Origin of the sequence: Pseudomonas brassicae, assembly GCF_010671725.1 — a bacterium.
Classification (GTDB): Bacteria; Pseudomonadota; Gammaproteobacteria; order Pseudomonadales; family Pseudomonadaceae; genus Aquipseudomonas; species Aquipseudomonas brassicae.
In genome coordinates, this window is sequence record NZ_JAAHBU010000490.1 from 1 (window position 1) to 5,686 (window position 5,686).

The following is a 5,686-nucleotide window of genomic DNA, read 5'->3' on the forward strand; positions in this document are numbered from 1 at the left end:
GACCCATCCTGCCGCGCAAACAGCCCCCGACGGCTGTTTGCGCCACGACAATCTGCGGCATACTCGGGGCCTGACTTGTCCGGACCCCGCCATGCGCCCACTCGTGCCCCTTGCCCTGACCCTGCTGCTCGCCGCCTGTGGCGACGGTGAACCGCTATCGCCACCTGATGCGCGCCTGCCCGATGGCGGGCGCTACCGGGGCGCGCTGGTCGACGGCCTGCTGCAAGGCCCCGGCCGCATCGACTACCCCAATGGCAGCTGGTACGCCGGCCCCTTCCAGCAAGGCCAGTGGCAGGGCCGCGGCGAATGGCACGGCAGCAATGGCGAGGTATACCGCGGCGAGTTCCAGCAGGGCCTGTTCCATGGTCAGGGCGAACTGACGACGCCGGGCAGCCACTACAGCGGCGGCTTCAAGCTCGGCCGGCGTGATGGCGAAGGCACACTCAGAGAAGCCGGCCAGCACTACCGCGGCCAGTTCAAGGACGACCAGTACAACGGCGCCGGCGAGTTGACCCTGGCCGATGGCAGCCAGTACCAGGGCCTGTTCGCCAAGGGCAAGCCCAACGGCGAAGGGCTGCGCAGCGACGCCAGCGGCAACCAGTTCAGCGGGCGCTTCGTCAACGGCCAACTGCAAGGCAGCGGCACCTTCAACAGCGCCGAAGGCGACCAGTACATCGGCGACTTCAAGGACAATCACCTGCAAGGTCGCGGCCGTTACGAGAATGCCGACGGCGATGTCTGGATCGGCCAGTTCAAGGAGGGTTCGCTGACCGGCAAGGGCGAACTGTTCGGCGCCGACGGCAGCCATTACAAGGGCGAGTTCCACGACTGGCGGTTTGCCGGCAAGGGCCGCCTGCAACTGGCCGATGGCAGTGTGTACAGCGGCGGCTTCGACAACGACACCTACCAGGGCCAGGGGCAACTGACCCAGCTCGACGGCCGCGTCGAGAGCGGCCACTGGGTCAACGGCCTGCGCGTGCGCGACGAGCACGGGCGCCTGCTGCCCGACCCGCTGGAGCTGGCACTGCTCAACCAGGGCCGGCTGCTGGACACGGCACTGGCGCAGTTGCCGGCCTCCAGTGCAGACATCGAACTGTACAGCCTGACCCTGGCCGGCGACGGCAAGCAGAGTGTGTTCATGCGCGAGGCCGACTACGTCAGCGCCATGCTCAAGACCCGCTTCGGCGCCTTCGGGCAGATCAGCCTGGTCAACCACCGTGACCACCTGGCAGACCGGCCGCTGGCCACCCGCGAAAACCTTGCCCGCGCAGCACGCGCCCTGGCCGAACGCAGCGGGCCGGAAGACCTGGTGTTCATCTACCTGACCAGCCATGGCAGCCACGCGCACGAACTGGTGCTCGACCTGCCGCGCCTGCAACTGGCCGACCTGCCTGGCGATGAACTCTCGGCGGCACTTGCCCCACTAAAGGAGCGTGACAAAGTTATCGTGATCTCTGCGTGCTACTCCGGGGGTTACATCGAATCGCTCAAGGACGACAAGACCTTGATCATGACCGCATCACGCGCCGACCGGGTATCGTTCGGCTGCTCCGAAGAGGCCGACTTCACCTATTTCGGCGACGCGCTGTTTGCCCAGGCGCTGAACCAGACCGACGACCTGCAGCAGGCCTTCGAGCTGGCCAGGGAGCGTGTCGCGCAACGCGAGCAGGCCGACGGCTTCGAAGCGTCCGAGCCGCAGCTGTGGGCGCCGCCACGCGTGCTGCAACGCTGGCAGAAGCTGCGCCAGCAGCAGGCACGCAAGGCACTCCAGAGCGCGGGTGCGCAGCAAGCAGAAAATGCAAGCAGCCACTAAGCTGACTGTATCAAGGGAGAGACATCATGTACCTGACGCCTCAGCACATCCTGATTGCCGGAGCCACTGGTCTGACTGGTGAGCATTTGCTCGATCGCCTGCTCAACGAGCCGACGGTCAACCGCGTACTGGCGCCCACGCGCCGGCCGCTGGCCGAGCACCCTCACCTGGAAAATCCGGTCGGCGACCCGGCGGTGTTCCTGCCGCAATTGAGCGGCCGGGTCGACATCGCCTTCTGCTGCCTGGGCACCACCATCAAGCAGGCAGGCTCGGAGACGGCCTTTCGCGCGGTCGACCTGGATATGGTGGTGGCCTTCAGCAAGCGGGCGCGGGAAATGGGCGCCCGGCATTTGCTGGTGGTCAGCGCGATTGGCGCCGACCGCAAGTCGGCGGTGTTCTACAACCGGGTCAAGGGCGAGATGGAAGAGGCGCTCAAGGCGCAGGATTGGCCACAACTGACCATCGCACGGCCCTCGCTGCTGCTGGGCGAGCGCATCGAGCCGCGGCTGGGCGAGCAGTTGGCGGGGTCGTTGTCCAGGCTGATTCCGGGCAAGTACCGCGGGATCGAGGCGTGTCAGCTGGCGCGGGCGCTGTGGCGGCTGGCGCTGGAAGAGCAGGACGGGATTCGGATTGTCGAGTCCGACGAGTTGCGCAAATTGGGTAGATAGGCGCAGGCCCTCTTCGCTGGCAAGCCAGCTCCCACAGGTTTTTGTGAGCACCCATAATCCCTGTGTGAGCTGACTACCACAGGATTTTGTGAGCACCCGTAACCCCTGTGGGAGCTGGCTTGCCAGCGAAGGGGCCAGTAGCTACAACCCGCCAGTCGCCTGAAACCCTACACCCAGCGCCGTCAGCAGCGACAGCGGCAGCAATACCGTGTCGAGCAACGCACTGCCCGGCAGGTCCAGCCCCGGATACTTCGGCGCCGCTGCACCGAACCGGTCCTCAGGGCAACAGCCGCCCTGCAGTGCATAAAGGTCCAGCCGCGTACCCGAGTACACCACCGGCGCACCCGGCTTGGCCGCGTCCAGCGTGCGCACCGTGGCGCACCCGCTGCATACCATCAGCGCCAGCAGGCCCGCCAGCAGCGGTTTCACTCTTCCCCGCCAACATGATGCTCGCCCCAGCGCGGCAACATGTCCTGCGGGATGTCCAGCAGGTTGAGAATCCGCGCCACCACGAAATCGACCAGGTCATCGATGGTCTGCGGCTGGTGATAGAACCCCGGTGCCGCCGGCAGAATCACGGCGCCCATCTGCGACAGCTTGAGCATGTTCTCCAGGTGGATCGTGGAAAACGGCGCTTCGCGCGGCACCAGGATCAACTGCCGGCGCTCCTTCAAGGTGACATCTGCCGCACGCTCGATCAGGTTGTTGCAGGCACCGGTGGCAATCGCCGACAAGGTGCCGGTAGAACACGGCACCACCACCATCGCGGCCGGCGCGCCGGAGCCCGAGGCCACCGGCGACATCCAGTCTTCCTTGCCATACACGCGGATCTGCCCGGCCGCCGCCCCGGTGTACTCGGTCAGAAACGCCTGGATCGACTGTGGCTTGGCCGGCAGTACCACATCGGTCTCGGTCGCCATCACCAGGTGCGCCGCCTTGGAGATCAAGAAGTGCACTTCGCGGTCTTCGCGCACCAGGCAATCGAGCAAGCGCAAGCCGTACTGCGCCCCGGAGGCACCGGTCATGGCCAGCGTGATGCGCTCCGGGCCGCTCATCGCAGCGCCTCGGCCAGCTTGCCGTGCAACCCGCCAAAGCCGCCATTGCTCATGATCACCACCTGCGTGCCCGGCTTGGCCTGGCCCTTGACCCGCTCGATGATCGCCTCGAGGCTGTCGGCGACAACCGCCGGCACCGGGCATTCGGCAGCAGTGGCCGCCAGGTCCCAACCCAGGTTCGGCGGCGCATACCAGATCACCTGGTCGGCGTCGCGCACGCTCTCGGGCAGGCCGTCACGGTGGGCGCCCAGCTTCATGGAGTTGGAGCGCGGTTCGATCACCGCAATCAGCGGCGCGTCGCCGATGCGCTTGCGCAGCCCGTCGAGGGTGGTGGCGATGGCCGTCGGGTGGTGAGCGAAATCGTCATAGATGGTCACGCCCTGTACCTCGGCCACCTTCTCCATGCGGCGCTTGACGCTCTTGAAGGCGCTGAGTGCAGCGATGCCCATGCTCGGCACCACGCCGACATGGCGCGCCGCCGCCAGGGTCGCCAGGGCATTGGCGACGTTGTGCTGACCGGTCAGCGCCCAGTCGACCACGCCCTGGCGCTGCCCCTCGAAGCTCACTTCGAAGCGCGAACCGTCGGCGCTGAGCAGCTTGACCTGCCACTGGCCACCTTCGCCGGTGGTTTGCACCGGGGTCCAGCAGCCCATCTCGATGACCCGCTGCAACGCAGGCTCGGTGGTGGGGTGGATGACCAGGCCTTCGCTGGGAATGGTGCGCACCAGGTGGTGGAACTGGCGCTCGATAGCTGCCAGATCCGGGAAGATGTCGGCATGATCGAACTCAAGATTGTTCAGAATCGCGGTGCGCGGGCGGTAGTGCACGAACTTGGAACGCTTGTCGAAGAACGCACTGTCATATTCATCCGCCTCGACCACGAAGAACGGCGTATCGCCCAGGCGCGCCGAAACCGCGAAGTTCTGCGGTACCCCGCCGATCAGGAAGCCCGGGCTCATGCCGGCGTGCTCCAGTACCCAGGCCAGCATGCTGCTGGTGGTGGTCTTGCCGTGGGTGCCGGCCACGGCCAGCACCCAGCGGCCCTGCAGCACATGGTCGGCCAGCCACTGCGGGCCCGACACGTAGGGCAGGCCCTTGTTCAACACGTACTCCACCGCCGGGTTGCCGCGCGACAGCGCATTGCCGATCACCACCAGGTCGGGCGCCGGCTCGAACTGGTCGGCGTCGTAGCCCTGATGCAGCTCGATGCCCTGGGCCTGGAGCTGGGTGCTCATGGGCGGGTAGACGTTGGCGTCGGAGCCGGTGACGCGGTGGCCAAGTGCCTTGGCCAGCACCGCCAGCGAGCCCATGAAAGTACCGCAGATACCGAGAATATGAATGTGCATGGTCGACCTCACGAAACGTGAAGGCAGGGTAGCGTAGGGTGGGAAAAATCGCATCCTGAGTTTCGGCTAGGCGCCCCGCGCAATCCCATGCTTGCGCAGCTTGCGGTACAGCGTATTGCGGCTCACGCCCAACTGCGCCGCCACCTGGGTCATGTGCCAGCGCTTCTGTTCGAGGGTACGCAGCAACACCGTACGCTCGGCCTCGTCGAGGGGATCAGCGCCGGCCTGTTCGAGCATCGTCGACACCGGCGCAGACAGCGCCTGGCGCACCACCGCAGGCAGGTCGCCGAGCGCGATATGGCCGTCATCGCACAACGCCACCAGGGTGCGCAGCACGTTACGCAGCTGGCGCACGTTGCCGGGCCAGGCAAAATCGAGCAACGCCTGCCGGGCGGCCGGTTCAAGCACCACTGCCTGGCTGGCGGCCTCCTCGGCCAGGATGAAGTCGAGCAACTGCGACTTGTCGCTGCGCGCGCGCAACGCAGGCAGCGCGACTTCCAGCCCGTTGAGGCGGTAGTAGAGGTCTTCGCGAAAACTGCCGGCCTCGACCCGCCCCATCAGGTCGCGGTGCGTCGCGCTGATGATGCGCACATCGACGTCCTGCGGCTCACCGCCGATCGGCACCACCTGGCGCTCTTCCAGCACACGCAGCAGGCGGGTCTGCAAGGCCAGCGGCATATCGCCGATCTCGTCCAGCAGCAAGGTGCCGCCATCGGCCTGTTGCAACTTGCCGCGCATGCCTTCCTTGCGCGCGCCGGTAAAACTGCCACCGCGATAGCCGAACAGCTCGCTCTCGATCAGGCT

The 5,686-nt window shown here is 66.4% G+C and carries 6 protein-coding genes; 2 read left to right on the top strand and 4 right to left on the bottom strand.

What is annotated here, in order from left to right; all coding sequences use genetic code 11:
* The first annotated feature begins 91 nt into the window (after window positions 1–91).
* Window positions 92–1,813 carry a C13 family peptidase gene (locus tag G3436_RS25040; protein WP_163950761.1) on the top strand — a complete coding sequence of 574 codons (1,722 nt, stop codon included), beginning with the start codon at window positions 92–94 and terminating at the stop codon, window positions 1,811–1,813.
* A 26-nt stretch (window positions 1,814–1,839) separates the two neighbouring features.
* Window positions 1,840–2,481 carry an oxidoreductase gene (locus tag G3436_RS25045; protein WP_163950763.1) on the top strand — a complete coding sequence of 214 codons (642 nt, stop codon included), beginning with the start codon at window positions 1,840–1,842 and terminating at the stop codon, window positions 2,479–2,481.
* Between the two features lie 141 nt (window positions 2,482–2,622).
* On the opposite strand, the gene G3436_RS25050 is transcribed toward G3436_RS25045, so the two are convergent.
* From G3436_RS25050 to G3436_RS25065, 4 genes are all read right to left on the bottom strand, one after another.
* Window positions 2,623–2,910 carry a YceK/YidQ family lipoprotein gene (locus G3436_RS25050; RefSeq protein WP_338001321.1) on the bottom strand — a complete coding sequence of 96 codons (288 nt, stop codon included), beginning with the start codon at window positions 2,908–2,910 and terminating at the stop codon, window positions 2,623–2,625.
* Window positions 2,907–3,536, bottom strand: a complete 630-nt coding sequence (gene ubiX, locus G3436_RS25055) for a flavin prenyltransferase UbiX (protein ID WP_163950765.1) — start codon at window positions 3,534–3,536, stop codon at window positions 2,907–2,909. Before ubiX ends, G3436_RS25050 begins: the two co-directional genes overlap by 4 nt.
* Window positions 3,533–4,882 carry a UDP-N-acetylmuramate:L-alanyl-gamma-D-glutamyl-meso-diaminopimelate ligase gene (gene mpl, locus G3436_RS25060; RefSeq protein WP_163950768.1) on the bottom strand — a complete coding sequence of 450 codons (1,350 nt, stop codon included), beginning with the start codon at window positions 4,880–4,882 and terminating at the stop codon, window positions 3,533–3,535. Before mpl ends, ubiX begins: the two co-directional genes overlap by 4 nt.
* A 66-nt stretch (window positions 4,883–4,948) precedes the next feature.
* A partial coding sequence (locus tag G3436_RS25065; RefSeq protein ID WP_163950770.1) for a sigma-54-dependent Fis family transcriptional regulator occupies window positions 4,949–5,686 on the bottom strand: 738 nt, incomplete at its 5' end.